Here is a 17,635-nt window from a genome sequence, read left to right on the forward strand (position 1 = left end):
AATCTTAGCTCAAAATCTTTCAATTATCCTCTTAAAGAAATTTGAAAAACTTCTATTTTGCGTGTTATCAAGCACTTTTTGTTCCAACCTATACAAAAGCTTAGAAGCTAGGGCTTTAAACTCATCACTAGCTAGTGAATTTTCATCAGTAAAAAGCGTTCTTTTTTTAATGCTATTACTCACATCTTTACTTGCATTTAAAGAGCCTATAAATTCTAAATTAAGAGGATTTTTGATATTTAAATCCGCTACTTTTTTGATATTTTCAAACACCCTTAAAGCCTCATTTTCGTTTTTGACAGAATTAAAAAGCATGAGTAAATTTTCTTTGGTTTTTGAAGTGGCTTTTATCGTCGCGTATGCATCTGTGATAGCAGCTGGATCAGGCACGGTTACGACTATAACTTCATCAGCCATTTCTAAAAAATGCTGTATAGTCCCACCTATACCAGCACCCGTATCGATGATAAGAAAGTCAAGACTATCTAAAATGCTAGCTTGATTTAAAAATCTTTCATAGATATTTTTATCATTGTATTTTAAAATTTCATCGCCACTTTCACCCGGTATAAGCCATAAATTTGGTTTTACTTCTATGAGTATATCCTCAAGCGAGCATTCACCTCTTAATACATGAAGAAGATTTTTACTTACTCTAACATTTAAAATCACATCTAAATTCGCCAAACCTATATCAGCATCAAAAAGTCCTACTTTATAGCCATTTTTACTCAAGACATTAGCCAAATTTGCACTGATTGTGCTTTTTCCAACTCCACCCTTACCACTTGTTATAGCTATAAAATGCGTGCCTTTGTGCTTTTGGGATTTGTTTTCATTCATCAAATTTTTTAATTTATCAGCTTGATTATTCATCGCTTTTCCTTTTAAAACCTTCTAAAACACATTTTACCAAAAACTCCCCACTTGCAGGCTCTAAATCATCAGGCACTTCTTGTCCTATCGAAAAAAAGCTCATTGGGATATTGGTATCATAAATGAGTGAAAAGATATTTCCAAAGACTTTTGTTTCATCAAATTTAGTAATGATGAGCGTATCGACATTTAAAGACTCTGAGAAGTTTTTATACACTTCCATTAAATCCTCAAGCTTGGTATTAGCTGAAATAACTAAATTTACATCAATATCAGCATTAGAATGTGATAAAAACTCTTTTGTTTTAGCAAGCTTACTTTGATCGTATTGTGAATTGCCTATGGTATCTACCAAAATCACTTCGCAGTAATTTAAGCTCTTAATCGCTTCATCTAAATCCTTTGGCTCTATGCTATCAATGATAGGTAGTTTCATCATCTTTGCATATTGAAAAAGCTGCTCTACAGCGCCTATCCTATAAGTATCAAGCGTGATAATGCCTGTTTTATAACGTTTATCTCCATACGCATAACGAAAAGCAAGTTTTGCTAAAGTCGTCGTTTTACCAACCCCAGTTGGTCCTACAAGCATCATAATCTTTTGTTTTTTGATCTCTTTTTCAGCACGCACTGGAAGCATATTTCTAAGCAAAGAGTAAAAATACCTTGAAACGGCTTCTGGATTTGTTTTCATCGAAGCTGGCATATTTTCAACCGTTGCTTTCATAATCGCTTCTACATGCTCTTCTTTCATACCACTTTCTTTGGCTTGCTTATAAATGCTTGCAAACTCAGGTGGAATGATGATATTATTATGCAGTTGAGCTTTATCTTCCCACATCATATCGATGATGAGACTTACTTTTTCGCTGAGTTTATTAATCTGCTTTTCAAAACTTTGAATTTTTTTATCATAATTTGCATCAAAGCTTGGCTTTAGTATCTCATCTACATTTGCAACTTTTGAAATTTCAGAGCTAACCTCAGAAAGTCTTTCTTTAAAGCTTTCAAGCTTGTTTTTATTATTTTGTGGAGCATTATAAGCAGCGGTATAAGCTTTATTTTTCATCAATTCTGCTTTATTTGAAAAGTCCAAAATCACATCATCATCTAGTTTTGGTTGTTTGAAATTCTTTTCTTGTTTAACTTCAGCAGGCTTGGTGCTTGAGCTTGCTCCGCTTGGGCTTTTTTTAACTGGCGTTTTACCAAGTTTTTTAAGGTGTTCTTCATAGTCTTTTTCATCAACAGCTACGACAACTTCATACAAAGGCTTTTGAGTTAAAGTTTTGGCTTTGATTTGCTTATGTGTTACGATCATCGCTTCATCGCCAAAGTCTTGTTTTACCTTAGGTATGATCTCATCAGTATCTTCAACGGTAAAAGTATGAATGAGTTGTCCCACAAACTCTCCTTTCGTTTAATTCGCCCAAGGGCAAGATTACGCTTAATCTTTCTTTCACGCCTTTATGAGGCACTACGCAACGCTCATTAGCTCCTACTTTTTGGCTAAAATATAACAAATCCAAATCAAGCGTGCGAGGAGCGTTTTTAAAAGTTCTTTTTCGTTTAAATTTAAACTCATAATACAACAAAATTTTTAACAAAGCCTTTGCGTGAAGTGGCGTTTGCACCAGCATCACAGCATTTGTAAAATCCTTTTGTGCCTCAAAACCAAAAGCTTTATTAATCAGCAACGACGAGCTTTGAAGAACTCGTATCCTTTTATCATTCATCAAAAGGCGAAAAAGACGATCAAAACGCTTTTTTTCATCACTTATATTTGCTCCTAAGCCAACAAGAGCAAAATACCTCCCATATCCTAGTCTTTCTTTCGAGCTAAAAGGGAAAAAAACGCTTGTTTGCAGACTTTTTGCACCCTTTAGCTTAAGCATTTTTAGTTATTATTTGCGGCTTTAAGCTTTTCAAGCTGATCACAAATTTGTAAAACACCCATTAAAGCCAAATGATAACCAAAAGCACCAAAACCCACTATAGAACCAGCACAAACAGGAGCGATTAGGCTTTTATGACGAAATTCCTCTCTGCGATAAACATTTGAGATATGCACCTCAATCACAGGCAAAGCCACCGCTGAAATCGCATCACGAATAGCTACTGAAGTATGTGTGTAAGCTCCTGCGTTTAAAACTATGCCGTCAAATGTACCTAAGCATTCTTGAATTTTATCGACGATCTCGCCTTCAAAATTACTTTGAAAAAAGTCTATCTCTACGCCATTTTGCGAAGCAGCGATTTTCATTTGCTCGTGAATTTCTTCCATCTTCATCGCGCCATAAATCGCTGTTTCACGAAGCCCTAGCATATTAAGATTTGGACCTTGAATCACCATGATTTTCATAAATTTACCTCATCATTTATAAAATTTTAGTCTATATTATAGCAAAAGAAAACCAAATTTTTGCTAGAATTTAACTTTTAAATTAAGGTTAAATAATGTTTTTGATAAAAGCAAGATATATATTTGTTTGTGATGAAGCCTTTACTATCCTTGAAAATAAAGCTTTGTGCTTTGATGAAAAGATCATTGAGCTTGGTGAATTTGAAAAGCTGGCGTTAAAATACCCTCAAGCAAAGCTCATTCAAACCCCGCCAAATTCGCTTATCCTACCTGCTTTTATCAACCCTCACACACATTTAGAATTTAGCGCAAATGCTTATACTTTGCATTATGGAGACTTTTTAGTATGGCTTAAAAGTGTGATTAATGCTCGCTCAAATTTAAGCCAAAAAGCTAAAGAAAAGCTTATCTTAAATACCATGCGTTCTATGCTTGAAAGCGGCACAGCAACGATTGGCGAAATTTCAAGCTTTGCAAGCGATCTTACAGCTTGCGTAAAAAGCCCTATGCGTGTAGTATTTTTTAATGAAATTTTAGGTGTCAATGAAAACGCAAATGAAGCCAAAAAGCAAGATTTTTTGAAGCGATTTCACTCAAGTTTAGAGCATAAAAATGAGAATTTTATACCAGCGATTTCTTTGCATTCGCCCTATTCTTTAAACAAGGATTTAGCTTTATTTGCCCTTGATTTAGCTAAAAAATACAACCTACTTGTAAGCACGCATTTTTTAGAAAGCGATCATGAGTTTAAATGGCTTCATCACAAGGGCAAGGGCTTTGAAAAATGGTTGCGTTTTTTTGAGCCAAATCCAAAGCCAAAATTTAGCCCTCAAAGTTTTTTAGAGCTATTTAAGGGCGTAAGAACGCTTTTTACACATTGTGTGTATGTAAAAGATTTTAGTCATTTTGATAAAAACTTGCATTTTATCACGCATTGTGCTGTTTCAAATCGCTTACTAAGCAAAGCAAGATTTTCACTTAAAAAGGCTTTAAAAGCTGGTATGAACGTGCATCTTGGCACTGATGGGCTAAGCTCAAATATCTCTTTATCTATGCTTGATGAAATGAGGGCAAATTTGCTTATCCATCAAGACTTTAAGCCTCAAGATTTAGCTAAAGAGCTGCTTTTAATGGCGACTTCAAAACCAGCTAAAGCCCTAAATTTAGAGCTTGGTGAGCTAAAAGCAGGTAAGATAGCTGATATCAGCGTATTTAAGGTGCAAGAATGTGATTTGAAACAACTTCCTTTGCAGTTTGTCTTAAATGCAAAAAAGGTTGAAAAAATTTTTATTAAAGGAAAAGAATGCAGTTTTTAAAGTCTATTTTTAAGGCATTTGGTGCGTGCATAAGATATATAAATACCTATTTTAAAACCTTTGTGTTTTTATTTATCGTTGCGCTCATCCTTGTGCCAAACTCCGATTCAAAAACTTCTTTAAACAATCTTGCCAAAGTCGAGTTAAGTGGTGAAATCATTAATGTCAATACCACTCTTGAAGCGCTTAATAAACTTAAAGATGATGAAAGTATCAAAGGCGTGCTTTTTATCATTGATAGTCCGGGTGGGCTTTTTGCTCCAAGTATGGAACTGGCTCTAGCAGTAAAAGACTTACAAGCTAAAAAGCCTGTGGTGGTATATGCAAGCGGAACTATGGCAAGTGGAAGCTATTTAGCTGGAGTTAGTGCAAATGAGATCATCGCAAATCCTGCTTCTTTTATCGGCTCTATAGGCGTTATTATGCAAGGCGCTGATTTAAGCGAACTTGCAAACAAGCTTGGCATAAAGCCTCAAGTGATAAAGGCTGGCGAATATAAAGAAGCAGGCACTTTTACAAGGGCTTGGAGCGGACAAGAAAAAGCGTATTTGCAAGAGCTCATCACTCAAAGTTATGAACTTTTTACTGAATTTGTAGCCAAAGAGCGAAATTTAAAGCTTGAAGAAAAAGATAAATGGGCAAATGCAAGAGTGTTTTTATCAGATCAAGCTGCAAAACTAGGCTTAATCGATGAGTTAGGCAATCTTGAAAAAGCCAAAAAAAGAGTAGAAGAGCTAGCAAAAGTAGAAAATCCAAGCTGGAAAGAACCAGACGCACTAGATAAGCTTTTAAATAAACTTAACACTCAGGCTCTAAGTTTTAGCAAAGAGCTTTTAAGCAGCCTCTTGCTAAGCTCAAATCAGCTTGAGGCAAGATAAGCTTTAATTTTGGCATTTTGTTATAGCCCAAATTACTCAAAAGCCTTAAATAAAAACACTTGTTGATAAGCAAGCTATGCTAACTCAAAACAAGAAGAAGGCTAAACGCTTATCACAAATTCTAAATATTATCCGTAAAACTAGCTTTTTTGCTTAAAAAGATACGCCAAAGGTGAGCTTTTTTTCACAAAAGGAGCAAGTTTATCAAAAGTGATATAAATGCTGATGTGTCCTTCTGCGAAAGAAGCGATCTCATAAGGCTGATACACAAACTCAACGCCTTTTTCGGTAATGAAAAAGTTTTCTGGCAAAGCTACAAAACCATTTTTGTTTGTATCGTCCCACTCTATAAAACGTTTTGCACCTTGTGTGTCTTTAAAAGAGCTTGTTTCATTATATACGCTTAAAGCCTCAAGCACAAGATTTAAAAGAGCTTCATCATTAACATTCTCAAACAAATCCTTACTTTTTCCTGAAATTTCGCTCCCATCTTGCAAAGAAAAGATTAAAGAACTCAAATAAGGCATACCATGAGCGCCGCCTAAATACACATATTCTAAAGAGCTAAATACCAAAATTTCATCATCTATATAATAAGGACTTAGCGAATTAATATGCTCAGTATAAAAAGAAAATTTTTCTTCTTTGGCAAATTTTTCTTGCTGGACTTTCATAAGTTTTGTTTGAAGTTCTTTGATACTTTGAGCGCTTAAGCCTATTTTTTGATTGATTCTTGCACTTGCTTCAAGGCTGAGTTTTGAATTTGAAGGAATTAAAAAGCCCTCATCGCTTAAAGTGCTCGTAAAACTTGCCCCATCAACACTCTTTTTTTCTTGAGCTACATTCTCAACAAAATCCAAAACATTGACTTTATTTTGAGCGAGTATAAAATGAGCTGGGGTTTGCTGTTTTGCTCGGGTTACATTCGCCTCTATTGTAGGGATAAAAAGCGTATCAAAGCTGATTTGCCCCTCGATGATGTCTTTTTCTTGTGCGTTTTGAGCGTGCAACACAAAACTTGTATTATCATCATTTAAAAAGCCTGAAAAATACAATTCCTTTTCGCCAAGTAAAGAAGCATTTACGCTTAAATTTCCCTCAGTTTTTTGCTCTATACTCAGATAGAGTTTTTGCTCCTTTTCGCCTAATTTACCTTGCATAAAATAAAAAATTCCTTGATTTTTTTCAAGAGTAAAAGGATTTGTAAAGGCACTTTGTTCTGCGTTTTTCTCGCCTGAGCAAGCTATAAAAAAGAAAATAAAACTTACTACACTTAAAAATACTTTCATTTTAAACTCCTTGGCTTTAATCATAACATTTATTTAGTCAATAGTTGAAAAAAAGCTCAATAAATTTAAGTTTTTATGCTTTTTTGTGATTAAAGTCCATTTTCTTCTAAAGCAAGGGCTTGAAAATGCGTGATTAAAGGCTCTATGATCTCATCAAATGTCCCATTTTCCATAATTTGATCAAGCCTATAAAGAGTAAGATTGATACGATGATCGCTGATTCTGTTTTGCGGAAAATTATAAGTTCGTATGCGTTCGCTTCTATCTCCGCTACCAACTTGGGATTTTCTGTCTTGGCTTTCTTTTGCAAGTCTTTCTTGCTCGTGAAGCTCATAAAGCCTCGCTCTTAGCACTTTCATCGCAGCTTCTTTGTTTTTGTGCTGGGATTTGCCGTCTTGATTTACCACAACCAAACCTGTTGGCAAATGCGTGATACGCACTGCACTATCTGTAGTATTTACGCTTTGTCCGCCGTGCCCGCTACTTCGCATAACATCGATTTTTAAGTCTTTTTCGTTGATTTCAATCTCTATTTCATCAAGTTCTGGCATAACAGCTACGGTTATGGCTGAGGTATGCACTCTACCTTGAGACTCAGTTTGTGGCACTCTTTGCACTCTATGCGTGCCACCTTCGTATTTAAGGCGAGAAAAAGCTCCTTCGCCTTTGATTAAGACGATAATTTCTTTAAAGCCTCCAACGCTTCCTTCGCTTGAGCTAACAATTTCCATTTTATAGCCTCTTAGCTCAGCATATCTTGCATACGCTTTAATCAAATCCCCCACAAATAAAGCCGCTTCATCTCCACCTGTACCAGCTCTGATTTCTAAAAAGATATTTTTTTCATCATTTTTATCTTTTGGTAAAAGTAAGATTTTAAGCTCTTCTTCAAGCTTGATTTTTAGAGGTTCTAAGCTTTTAAGTTCTTCTTTGGCAAGTTCGCCAAGCTCATTGTCACTTAGTAAATTTTTGTTTTCATCTATATTTTTAAGTGTATCAAGGTATTCTTTGGCTTTGAAAACAAGAGCTTGAATACCCTTTTGCTCTTTTGAAAGAGCTGTTACCTTAGTGATATCATTCATCACACTTGCATCGCTAAGAAGGCTTTGAAGCTCTTCATAGCGTTTAAGAAAGGGTTGAAGTTTGCTTGCGAGCATAAAAACTTAAGCGATTTTATTCACTAAAAGGGCAAGTCTGCTTACACGGCGTGAAGCAGTTTGTTTTTTCAAAAAGCCTCTACTTACCATAGAATGAATACTTTTATTGGCTATTTTCAAAGCTTCATTAGCTGCATTCTTATCGTTTTGTTCAGCTGCTTCTCTTACGGCTCTTGTAATATTTTTAAGCCTTGTTCGGTAGTATCTATTTCTTTCTGTTCTTTTGATGGTTTGTCTTGCTCTTTTTTCGGCTGATTTGTGATTTGCCATTTATTTTTGTCCTTTCTAAAAATTAAAACTTTTATTTTACATTATTTAAATTGAATTTTTCATTAAAAAACAAAAGAAAAATGCTTTTTATCTAAAAATTTCATTTAAAGCTATATCCCAGCTTAAAAGCTCAAATTTCAAACCAAAGCCATAAATCACAGCACTTAAAAGCCCAGCAAAAAGCCCAGCAAGCATATCATCACTCATCACGCCAAGCCCGCCTTTGACATTTTTATCAAGCTTACCTATCACAGAAGGCTTAGTAATATCAAAAAAACGAAATAACACAAAAGCTAAAAAAAGACTGAAAAGCGAATTCTTAGCCCAAGCGGCAAGTGAAGCTGCTAAAAATACACCGGCTACTTCATCGATAACTATATGTTTTGAGTCATGCGTATTGGTCTTTTTTTCATAATCATTAATGATATTTATGGAAAATACAAAAATGAGAAAAGAAAGCAAAAACAAAGTTTCAACACTTAAATATCTTAAAATCAAAAAAGCAGGCACCAAAGCAGCTAAACTCCCAAAAGTGCCGGGTGCAAATTTGATTAAACCTACATAAAAAAAAGTTAAAAAACATTTTTGCATACATTACACCATATAAGTGATTTGATAGAGTTTTAAAAGTTGAGCATAAAACTCCTCATCTTTTCGCTCTTCAATAATGCCTTGTGTCGCAAAAAGATCATTATACAGCTTTTGCATATGTTTAAAGCGATTTGGAAAAAGATGAGCTAGGATAATAAAAGAAATTTCACGTCTCATAAACACAGGTGGCGGGATAATACCAAGTCTTAAAAGACTTTTAAGCGAGGCAGAGTTGAATTTGATATGATGATGAGAGCCGTGCGGGCAGGATTTTATACTCACTGCAACTTTACATTTTTCGCAAAACACAAATTCAGGTAACACAACAACTTCTATACCATAATCTTTTGCAAATTCATCAAGCATAGTTCTTGGGATATTATTATCAAAAAACATTCCAAGTCCGGTATGATTTTGCCCGACGACGATTTTAGTGCAATTTAAACTCTTTGCGATAATGCCCTCAAGCTTAGGATTTAAGTGTGCGTGAAAGATCGCAATATCCTTTAAAGGAAAGACAAAAACGCGTTCTTTTGGTATGTATTGCTGGATAAAGCTTTGCACAAATTTATGTTTAAGCTCAAAATCAAGCCCATTTTCTTCATAAGATTCGATCAAAAACACCACAACTAAATCTGCTTTGTCTATAGTCCAGCGAAAAATGCGCTCATGTCCTCTGTGTAAAGGATCAAAACTTGAGACTATGGCAGTGATACTTCTCGCATTTAAGGTTTTTTTGATATGGAGAAATTCTTGTTTTGATTGTTCTATTTTTGATTCAAAAAGCTCAAATTCTCCACCTATGCAAATTTCGCCCAAATCCTCAAGCGAGCAAGTGTTTGATGAGAAAATATTATTTAAGCTTTTATCGTTTTTAAATTTGCTTTCAACCTTGATCTGTCCTACGAGCTTTTTTTCACAATACAAATCAAGCACTTGTCCTATTTGAACTTGCTGAAGTATTTGATCGTTTTTAGCTGAAGAAAAAGTCAATGCGTAAGGGAATTTTTCACCTTTTACTCCACCTGTTTTGATAAGCTCATCTCTTTCGTTTTCATTCATTAAATGTGTGCAAGAGCCGAGCATTCCGGCTTTAATGAGGCAAAAAATTTCATATTCGCTTTTTGTTAGTACAAGATTTTTATTTTTTCTTCGCGAGTCCATATTTTTTCCTTTTTTCCCAAAGAGATTTTCTTGAAATGCCTAATCTTTTTGATAAATCAGTATCCGGAAAGGTATTTTGATACTGAGTGATGATAAATTTCACATATTCATCTATGGTTAAAATCTCATTATTTGCCAAGCTTTTTTCCCCATCATTAAGATCTATAGTATGAATACTCGTATCAAGATCAAGTTCAGAATTAGTATAAATAATCACTTTTTTATTTTTGCATTCAGCGAGTAATTTTTCTTTTTCATCAGCTTTGAGACTTTGAAAATTCACTAAAAAGAGCAAATTTTTATCATTGGCGTGTTTCAAAATTTTATCCACGCCACTTACTTCACTTAAATCAATACAAGAAAATTTAAGCTGGTGTGTTTTAAGGTAGTGAAATACAAAAGCATCAGCATTAACTTGCTTAAAAGTTTTTAAAATCAAAGGCAATTGAAGCTTTTTATAATCAAAACTTTTAATTTTTGCTTTCTTTAGGTGCGTTTGGATATACGTTAAAAAGGATTTATTTAAAAGTTGCAAGGCTTTGTATTCTTGATGGTGCTTGATCTTTCGAATCAACTCTTCTATCATAAAAGGCTTTTGTATATAATCACTCGCCCCAGCTTTTAAAGGACTTATAACCGTATCTACACTGATATAAGAGATCAGCAACACAATCACGCTTTGCTTAAAATGCGTGATTATTTTTTCAAATTCGTCTATATTTGTGGAGAGTAAGATCACATCATAATGTGCATTTGTATCCACTTGTTTTATTTGAGCGACAATATCACAAATATAACCTATATCACTGAGCTTATTTGAGATACTTTGAGCCAGATAAAGCTCATTTTCAACAATCAAAACTTTCATAGTTGCGTCCAATCAAAATATTTTAAATTCACACTTGCTAAAACGGCGATTCCTTCTTTTCGCCCTACAAAGCCTAGCCCTTCTGTGGTGGTGGCTTTAACATTTACTCTAAATTCACTCACGCCCAAGCAAGAGGCGATATTTTTTGCGATTAAAGCCTTAAACTCGCCAAGTTTTGGAGCTTGAGCGATGACGCTAATATCAGCATTTACAAGCTCAAAGCCGTATTGTTTCACAAGAGTATAAACCTTACTTAAAAGTTGCATAGAATCAGCATTTTTATACGCCTCATCTGTATCTGGAAAATGTTCTCCTATATCGCCTAAACTCGCTGCTCCAAGCAAAGCATCTGTTAAAGCATGAGCGACAGCATCGCCGTCTGAATGTGCCTTTAAGCCCATACTCTCATGCACTTTTATCCCACCTAAGATCAAAGCCCTATTTTCGCCAAATTCATGCACATCAAAGCCATTTCCACTAAAGACTTCAGCACTAGGCGCAGGGAGCTTAAAGCTAGCTAAATCCTCTTTATAGGTTAGCTTTCTTGCCCTTTCATCACCCCCAACAAACCAAACCTTAGCGCCCACAGCACTCATCGCTGTGCTATCATCACTAAAATCGGCGTTTAAATTTAAAGCCTTTTGAAGCAAACTTGTGCGTGAGAGTTGTGGGGTTTGGATGAGTTTGATCTTTTCTCTTTGCAAAGCCTCATCGTTTGCATACAAGGCTGTATCAGCCACCTTTAAAGCAGGTGTGATACAATCAGCATGCAAAGCATTTTCAACAAGCCTTAAAAAAAGGCTATGTGGGATATCAACCCTTGCGACATCACTAACCATAACCCAAGGTGTTTGCACCTTTTCAAGTGCATTTTTTAAAGACTGCGCTCTTGTTGCTCCACCTTGAACAAAGTCATAATGAGGAGCAAATTTTTTCATATAAGAAATATTACCAGAAGTAACAATTATATTCTTAAAAGTATAAAAAGAACTGAGTCTTTTTGTCGCATACAGCCACAAAGGATCACTTTTTATGCGTAAAAACTGCTTTTTTGTAGGGAGGTTAAACCTCGTAGAATCTCCAGCAGCAAGCATTATCAAAGAAAGTTCTAACACACTTTATCCTTGAAGAAATTTTTATGTTACTATATTATACACTATTACAAAGCTAAATTTTATTTTTTTTGAGTAAAATTTCAAATGTAAAATGAGGAGAAAAAAATGGTAGAAAAGATTAAAGAAAAACTCAAAAGCGTGAAATATCCGGGTTTTTCTAAGGATATTTTAGCGTTTAATTGTGTGAAAAAAATCGACTATGAAGATGGTATCTTAAACCTTGTAGTAGAAATTTTTTCAGCCAATGAAGACTTTGTCAAAGAACTTGATACAAATATCAAAGCCGCTTTAAAAGACTTAAATTTAAAAGAGCTTAAGCTTGAGATCAAGCACCCAGCACCACCTAAAGAGAAGTCAAACACCCAAAGTGGCAAAAACATAGCCCCACAAATTCAAAATTTCGTGATGATTTCAAGCGGAAAAGGTGGAGTTGGCAAATCAACCACAACTTTAAATTTAGCCATTAATCTAGCCAAAATGGGTAAAAAAGTAGGCTTGCTTGATCTTGATATCTATGGTCCAAATATCCCTAGAATGATGGGGCAAGATGACGCGAAAGTCGAGCTTGTTGGCAATAAAATCAAGCCTATACTTGCTTATGGGGTAGAAATGATGAGTATGGGCGTGCTTGTTGCTAAGGAACAAGGGCTTATCTGGCGTGGAGCGATGATTATGAAAGCAGTTGAACAGCTTTTAACTGATGTGCTTTGGGGCGAGCTTGATGTGCTTTTATTTGATATGCCACCCGGAACCGGTGATGCACAAATCAGCCTCGCTCAAAGCGTGCCTGTTAGCGCTGGAATTTGTGTTTCTACCCCTCAGCTTGTCTCGATTGATGATAGTAAAAGAACCTTAGATATGTTTGAAAAACTTCACATTCCAATCGCTGGTATCATCGAAAATATGAGTGGCTTTTTATGCCCTGATAATGGCAAAATCTATGAAATTTTTGGCAAAGGAGGCACACAAGCACTTGCTAAAGAACACAATTGTGAAGTTTTAGCTCAAATTCCGCTTGAAATGAGCGTAAGAGAAGGCGGAGATAGTGGCAAACCAGTAAGCTTTTATCAAAGCGATAGTTTAAGCGCAAAGCGTTACGATGAAGCAGCTCACAAGCTTTGGGACTTTTTAGAAAAGGTGCAAAAAGAAGGCTTAGCAGATAATACTGCCGTGCAACCTGTGCCAAATGCAGCACCAGCGTGCTCACAATAAATTTTTAAAAAAGGAAAAATTATGGATATCAAAACAAAAGAAGATTTTTTACAATTCGTAAAACAAATCGAACAAAAAAAAGCTTATAAAAAGCCTATAGCCTTTGGTATAGCCGTGCTTGATAAAGGACAGCTTAATACTGAAAAAACCTTGCAAGCTCGCTTTGCACATATAAATTTTGAGCAAAATTATGGCTCAGCTGCGATTTTACTTGAAAGCTTTATGCAAAAAGGACAAGAAATAGACTTTAACTCAAGTGAATTTGTAGGCGTGCTTGAGGAAAAGGATATTGACTTTGCTCTAGCTTGCTTTGAACCTTTTAAAGATGAAGAAGGGCATTTAAATATCGATGTGCTTAAAGCTGCAAAAAAACATTTCAAACCCAACGAGTTTGCCTTTGTGTGCTTGTTTGAGGATAAAGAGCCTCGCAGTGTTGAAAGTGTGTATTTAAAGCTTTATTTGCTTTCAGGCAAAAAAGCCCCTTTAAGAAGCTTGAATTTAAACGGAGCTTTTGGACTTTTAGCTAATGTGGCGTGGAGTAATGATAAGCCTATAGAGCTTGAGTATTTGCGTAAAAATGAACTTGAGTTGAAATTTAGTAAAACGTATCCAAAGATCGATTTTGTAGATAAATTCCCAAGATTTTTAGCTCATATTATCCCAGAAGATAACACTAGAGTACTTGACACAGCCAAAGTGCGAATGGGAGCGGCTTTAGCAGCTGGCACAACTATCATGCCAGGAGCTGCTTATGTGAATTTTAACGCTGGCACCACAGGAGCGTGCATGGTTGAAGGACGCGTTAGCTCAAGCGTAGTTGTGGGCGAAGGCTCTGATGTGGGCGGTGGAGCGTCTATCTTAGGCGTGCTAAGTGGCACAAGTGGCAATGCTATCAGCGTAGGAAAGGCATGCTTACTTGGAGCAAACTCAGTTACAGGCATACCTTTGGGGGATAATTGTATAGTCGATGCTGGCATAGCCGTGCTTGAAGGCACAAAAATCGCCCTAAAAGATAAAGATGAACTTGCCAAACTCAACCCAAATTTTAGCTTTGACAAAGAACTTTACAAAGGCTCAGAACTAGCCAATCTTAACGGGCTTCATTTTAGAATGAACTCTCAAACAGGACAAATCGTAGTCGCTTTAAACAAAAAAGCTGTAAAGCTCAATGAAGCCTTGCACTGAAATTAAAAAATTCAAAGGTGGTTTTTGCTACCTTTGAAGCTGAGATTTATCATAAAAATCAGCATTTTAATATAAAACATCTGCTTAAAATCGCCAGAATTTTAGAAGTTGATATACAAGAATTTTTTGAAGGAGTGTAAGATAAGATCAAAAAAATATAAACAAAAAATTTAAGCTCTACACAAGTAAAGCTTAAATTGCATAAATCAATCAAATATCAAATCAAGCCCTAAGTCAAAGCTTGAAAATAGATATTTTCAAGCCTCTTTTTTGTTTTCAAGCTTTTCAAGCTTTTCCATTTTATCTAGTTGATTTAAATTGAGCCTTATGAATTTATAACTTAGATATATCACAAGGGGCCAAGCTAGTAAAAATAAGCCTTCCATAATTTTTCCTTTCAATACGTATGATGATCGTTTGCTATTTCTTCTTTTGTGATTTTCACCCTATCCATAGCGCGCCACACATAAAAGATATAAGCTAAAACAAAAGGCACAAGCAAAGACACATAAGCCATAACGCTAAGTGTATAATAACTTGAGCTTGCATTTTTAATGCTTAATGAGCTTTGAAGCTCGCTTAAGGACGGATAAAAGGCATTTTGCACTCCAAGACTGGCTAAAAGCGCAAAGACAACTAAAACCACGCCTATACCTAAATTCCACACCCCACATCTTGCTTTGATAAAGATATTAAGCCAAAGTCCAAGCACGACAAAAACAAGTCCTACTAAAAATAACACCGCAAAAAGCCCATAACATGAGATAAAGCTTAAAAAATACCCAAAAGGCTTCATCACAATCTCATTATTTTCAGCCATAAAAAAAGCATCTTTAGTAAAAATCCAGCCCAAAAAAGCCACAAAAAAAAGCAAAAAAGGCAGAGCATTCACAAGCACAGCCTTACTTGCTCTAAGTTTTAACTCTTCATCTAAGATATTATTCATAAAATAACTTGCCCCTAAAACCCTGCTTAAAAATACCAAAGCTAAAGCTAAGAGATAATTATAAGGATTTAAAAGCAATTCAAGTCCTCTAAAAGGGCTTTGCCACTGCACGAAATTATGTTCATTTAAGCTAAAATGTGAGCCACTATAAAAACTAGAAAGGGCTATGCCTATGAGGAAAACGCCTAAAAAGCCATTGATTTTAAGGAAAATTTCATAAGTTTTTGAGCCATAGACATTGCCTTCTTTTTTGCGGTATTCGTAACTTACAGCTTGCAAAATAAAGCAAAACAAAATCGCCAGCCAAGCCCAATACGCCCCACCAAAACTCGTGCTATAAAAAAGCGGAAAAGCTGCAAAACAAGCCCCACCAAACATGACTAAGGTAGTAAAACCAAGCTCCCATTTACGCCCCAAAGAATTCACAAGCATACTTTTTTCAAGTTCATTTTTGCTAAGGCTGTCTATCAAAGTTTGCCCACCTTGCACAAAAAACATAAACACCAAAAGCCCACCAAGCAAGCTTACTATAAGCCACCAATACATCTGAAGTCCGCTAAGTTCTAAGCCAAAAAACATTTAAAACCCCTTTTTGATATAAGTAAGCATGATTTTAAGTTCAGCCACAAGCAAGGCTGTGAAAAGCACAGCAAAAAGCCAAAATGAAATTTGTACATTTACAGCGCCCAAATTTGTAGCCGCAACACCAACTGGCATGAGATCTTGTATAGCCCAAGGCTGACGTCCTACCTCAGCAACTATCCAGCCAGCCTCAGCTGCGACAAAACCAAGCGGAACAAAAAACACGCAAACCCATAAAATCTTGCGGAATTTTTCTATATTATTTGCCATTGAAAGATAAAGCACTACGATAAAAAGCAAGAAAAATAAGCTTCCTAAAGCTACCATTAAGTGAAAGCTATAAAAGGTAAGTGCCACAGGAGGCACAAGTTCTTTAGCATCATCAAAATAGCCATAGCCAAAGTCTTTAAAATTCTTTTCTAAAATGCTTCTATGCTCACTCATAGCCTTAGTATCGTTATTTTCTTTAGCAAGCTGATAATTTTTAAGAGCATTTAAAGCAAGTTTGCCATTGTCAATTCGCTCTTGCATAGGCACCACGCCTTTTTCACTATTGCCATAAACTAAGTCTTCAATACCCGGCACAAAAGAATTTGGATCACGATTTCCTAAGATGGAAAGCGCATAAGGAATTTCTAAGCCAAACAAAAAGACATTTTCATTATCGCCCAATGTTTTGTTTGGATTTAAAATCCCAAAAGGCACAAGCCCAGCTCTGTGCTCGCCCTTATAAATACCTTCCATAGCCGCAAGCTTCATAGGCTGAGTTTGAGTTACCCTATACGCACTCTCATCGCCACTAAAAAATAAAAATATAGAACACACAAAACCAAAGCTAGCCCCTACTACAAGGCTTTTTTTAGCCTCGCTTATAAAACGTTTTTTAAGCAAAAACCACGCAGAAACACCCATAACAAACAAAGCAGCTATAACAAAACCACTGCCTATAGTGTGTAAAAACTTAGCTATAGCAACTGGACTTAAAGCCACTTCAAAGAAATTTTGCATTTCATTTCTTGCTGTATCTGGATTAAAAGCCATGCCTACAGGGTATTGCATCCAACCATTTGCCACAAGTATCCAAAAGGCTGATAAATTTGAACCTATAGCCACACACCAAGTAGAAAGCAAGTGAAAGCCCTTTGAAACCTTGTTCCAGCCAAAAAACATCACCGCAAAAAAAGTCGCCTCTAAGAAAAACGCCATTATGCCCTCAACTGCCAAAGGCGCACCAAAAATATCACCCACAAACCAGCTATAATTTGCCCAGTTCGTGCCAAACTCAAACTCCATAATAATGCCAGTAGCCACGCCTATAGCAAAATTTATGGCAAATAAAGCCATCCAAAATTGAGTGATTTTTTTCCATTTTTCATCACTCGTTTTAACATAAATAGTCTCCATAATCGCTAAAATAAAGCTTAGCCCCAAAGTCAAAGGCACAAAGATGAAATGATATAAAGCAGTAAGAGCAAACTGAGCCCTACTCCAATCCACACTTGATAATTCAGCCATCACTACTCCTCTTGCAGTAAATTTTTAAGCACAAAATGTGTTTTTTCCTCATCGCTTTTATACAAAGCTTTGAAATTATCATCAAAGACAAACATTTCAAAGACAAAAAAGATAACAAAAAGCTTGACAAAAATGATTTTCCACAAAATTTTTCCAAGAGTAAGGTTTGCAAAACCTTGTTTGTAAAACTCAAAAATAGCTTTTAGAACTCTTGAATTTGCCCTAAATATCGCCCAAAGCATTATTTATCGCCTTTATTGTGAAAAATTTAAAATGTAGATTATAGACAATTAAACTTAAAAAATAACTTAT

Annotated in this window: 19 protein-coding genes; 4 read left to right on the forward strand and 15 right to left on the reverse strand. The window is 35.6% G+C overall.

Annotation, left to right across the window (positions count from 1 at the left end):
- Positions 1–9 precede the first annotated feature (9 nt).
- From flhG to aroQ, 4 genes are read right to left on the reverse strand one after another with little or no spacing between them, the layout of a single operon-like run.
- Positions 10–876, reverse strand: coding sequence for a flagella biosynthesis ATPase FlhG (gene flhG, locus DMB95_RS08250; protein ID WP_137633400.1), 867 nt, complete (start codon positions 874–876; stop codon positions 10–12).
- Positions 869–2,278: a flagellar biosynthesis protein FlhF gene (gene flhF, locus DMB95_RS08255; RefSeq protein WP_142931676.1), complete on the reverse strand. Its 1,410-nt coding sequence runs from the start codon at positions 2,276–2,278 to the stop codon at positions 869–871. The genes flhG and flhF overlap by 8 nt, the downstream gene beginning before the upstream one ends.
- Positions 2,247–2,768, reverse strand: a complete 522-nt coding sequence (folK, locus tag DMB95_RS08260) for a 2-amino-4-hydroxy-6-hydroxymethyldihydropteridine diphosphokinase (RefSeq protein WP_142931677.1) — start codon at positions 2,766–2,768, stop codon at positions 2,247–2,249. Before folK ends, flhF begins: the two co-directional genes overlap by 32 nt.
- A 2-nt stretch (positions 2,769–2,770) precedes the next feature.
- Positions 2,771–3,235 carry a type II 3-dehydroquinate dehydratase gene (gene aroQ / locus DMB95_RS08265; RefSeq protein WP_142931678.1) on the reverse strand — a complete coding sequence of 155 codons (465 nt, stop codon included), beginning with the start codon at positions 3,233–3,235 and terminating at the stop codon, positions 2,771–2,773.
- Between the two features lie 95 nt (positions 3,236–3,330).
- On the opposite strand from aroQ, the gene mqnF reads away from it, so the two are divergent.
- Together mqnF and sppA are read left to right on the forward strand one after the other, a co-directional pair.
- Complete coding sequence (gene mqnF, locus DMB95_RS08270) at positions 3,331–4,551, forward strand: aminofutalosine deaminase family hydrolase (protein WP_142931679.1); 1,221 nt, start codon at positions 3,331–3,333, stop codon at positions 4,549–4,551.
- On the forward strand, positions 4,539–5,429 hold the full coding sequence (gene sppA, locus DMB95_RS08275) for a signal peptide peptidase SppA (protein ID WP_142931680.1): 891 nt from the start codon (positions 4,539–4,541) through the stop codon (positions 5,427–5,429). Before mqnF ends, sppA begins: the two co-directional genes overlap by 13 nt.
- A 140-nt stretch (positions 5,430–5,569) precedes the next feature.
- Here the strand turns inward: sppA and DMB95_RS08280 are convergent, their stop codons facing one another.
- From DMB95_RS08280 to DMB95_RS08310, 7 genes are all read right to left on the reverse strand, one after another.
- On the reverse strand, positions 5,570–6,718 hold the full coding sequence (locus DMB95_RS08280; protein ID WP_162056819.1) for a DUF3298 and DUF4163 domain-containing protein: 1,149 nt from the start codon (positions 6,716–6,718) through the stop codon (positions 5,570–5,572).
- Between the two features lie 89 nt (positions 6,719–6,807).
- The gene (gene prfA, locus DMB95_RS08285) at positions 6,808–7,875 is read right to left on the reverse strand and encodes a peptide chain release factor 1 (RefSeq protein ID WP_142931682.1); all 1,068 of its coding nucleotides are present in this window, start codon (positions 7,873–7,875) and stop codon (positions 6,808–6,810) included.
- A 6-nt stretch (positions 7,876–7,881) separates the two neighbouring features.
- On the reverse strand, positions 7,882–8,145 hold the full coding sequence (gene rpsT / locus DMB95_RS08290) for a 30S ribosomal protein S20 (RefSeq protein ID WP_142931683.1): 264 nt from the start codon (positions 8,143–8,145) through the stop codon (positions 7,882–7,884).
- 87 nt (positions 8,146–8,232) lie between these two features.
- Complete coding sequence (locus DMB95_RS08295; RefSeq protein WP_142931684.1) at positions 8,233–8,736, reverse strand: phosphatidylglycerophosphatase A family protein; 504 nt, start codon at positions 8,734–8,736, stop codon at positions 8,233–8,235.
- 3 nt (positions 8,737–8,739) lie between these two features.
- Positions 8,740–9,900, reverse strand: coding sequence for a sulfate adenylyltransferase (locus tag DMB95_RS08300; protein WP_142931685.1), 1,161 nt, complete (start codon positions 9,898–9,900; stop codon positions 8,740–8,742).
- Positions 9,878–10,768, reverse strand: coding sequence for a response regulator (locus tag DMB95_RS08305; RefSeq protein ID WP_142931686.1), 891 nt, complete (start codon positions 10,766–10,768; stop codon positions 9,878–9,880). The genes DMB95_RS08300 and DMB95_RS08305 overlap by 23 nt, the downstream gene beginning before the upstream one ends.
- Entirely contained in the window at positions 10,765–11,883 is a 1,119-nt protein-coding gene (locus tag DMB95_RS08310) for a bifunctional 2-C-methyl-D-erythritol 4-phosphate cytidylyltransferase/2-C-methyl-D-erythritol 2,4-cyclodiphosphate synthase (protein ID WP_260604841.1), read from the reverse strand. The genes DMB95_RS08305 and DMB95_RS08310 overlap by 4 nt, the downstream gene beginning before the upstream one ends.
- A gap of 105 nt (positions 11,884–11,988) precedes the next feature.
- Between DMB95_RS08310 and DMB95_RS08315 the strand changes: the two genes are divergently transcribed.
- Entirely contained in the window at positions 11,989–13,095 is a 1,107-nt protein-coding gene (locus DMB95_RS08315) for an Mrp/NBP35 family ATP-binding protein (protein WP_142931687.1), read from the forward strand.
- Between the two features lie 21 nt (positions 13,096–13,116).
- Positions 13,117–14,280, forward strand: coding sequence for a tetrahydrodipicolinate N-succinyltransferase N-terminal domain-containing protein (locus DMB95_RS08320; protein WP_142931688.1), 1,164 nt, complete (start codon positions 13,117–13,119; stop codon positions 14,278–14,280).
- 257 nt (positions 14,281–14,537) lie between these two features.
- Here the strand turns inward: DMB95_RS08320 and DMB95_RS09785 are convergent, their stop codons facing one another.
- The 4 genes from DMB95_RS09785 to DMB95_RS08335 are packed head-to-tail and all read right to left on the reverse strand — an operon-like array spanning position 14,538 to position 17,565.
- Positions 14,538–14,666 (reverse strand): hypothetical protein, encoded by a 129-nt coding sequence (locus tag DMB95_RS09785; protein ID WP_260604842.1) that lies wholly within the window; start codon positions 14,664–14,666, stop codon positions 14,538–14,540.
- Positions 14,667–14,677: 11 nt separating this feature from the next.
- Positions 14,678–15,805 (reverse strand): cytochrome d ubiquinol oxidase subunit II, encoded by a 1,128-nt coding sequence (locus DMB95_RS08325; RefSeq protein WP_142931689.1) that lies wholly within the window; start codon positions 15,803–15,805, stop codon positions 14,678–14,680.
- Complete coding sequence (locus tag DMB95_RS08330; protein WP_142931690.1) at positions 15,806–17,323, reverse strand: cytochrome ubiquinol oxidase subunit I; 1,518 nt, start codon at positions 17,321–17,323, stop codon at positions 15,806–15,808.
- 2 nt (positions 17,324–17,325) lie between these two features.
- A complete protein-coding gene (locus DMB95_RS08335; protein WP_137633378.1) occupies positions 17,326–17,565 on the reverse strand; it encodes a DUF4492 domain-containing protein in 240 nt (79 codons plus the stop codon).
- Between the last annotated feature and the right edge of the window lie 70 nt (positions 17,566–17,635).

This window comes from Campylobacter sp. MIT 12-8780 (assembly GCF_006864535.1).
GTDB lineage: Bacteria > Campylobacterota > Campylobacteria > Campylobacterales > Campylobacteraceae > Campylobacter_D.